Genomic DNA, 540 nt, shown 5'->3' on the forward strand with positions numbered 1-540 from the left:
CCCGCATTCGGGGAGCGCGCCTGGAACGGCGGGTCACAGCTGGACCTGGAGCAGTTCCGGGGAACCGCGTCAGCACTCAGGGGTTTCCACCTGAACCCGTGACTGCCCCGCGCACCTGCACGTGGGCGCAGCTCAACGCACCACCAGGAACTCCTGGGCATCCGCCCGCAGCATCGTGCGCGCGCCAGGACCGGATCCTTCGGCGAAGAGCTCTGCACCATCGACGCCCCAGGCGAGATCCTGCGTCTGTCCCGGGCCCACGACCACCCTCCGGAAGGCCAGGAGTTCACGGGAGCGGGGGAAGGTGATCCCACCCGTGCGGTGCGCCCACACCGTCACCACGCGTTCACGCACGGTGGTGGTGGTCGTGTTGCGCACCCGCACGCACAGGGTTGCCTCGCCCCTCTCCCCGACCGGCACCGAGACCTCAATCCCGATGACCTCCACCTCCTCCTGCCCCAGAGAGAATCCGAGGGGGAAGAGAACCGGAGACGGCGCGTCGAGATAGGCGCCATGGGGCCCCTGACGCTCATCGTCGGT

At 69.1% G+C, this 540-nt stretch carries 1 protein-coding gene; it reads right to left on the reverse strand.

What is annotated here, in order from left to right; genetic code table 11:
- Nucleotides 1–132: 132 nt before the first annotated feature.
- A partial coding sequence (locus FK530_RS26195) for a hypothetical protein (protein ID WP_205124282.1) occupies nt 133–540 on the reverse strand: 408 nt, incomplete at its 5' end.

The sequence above is a fragment of the Tsukamurella conjunctivitidis genome (assembly GCF_007858475.1).
In the GTDB taxonomy this organism is placed as follows: domain Bacteria; phylum Actinomycetota; class Actinomycetes; order Mycobacteriales; family Mycobacteriaceae; genus Tsukamurella; species Tsukamurella conjunctivitidis.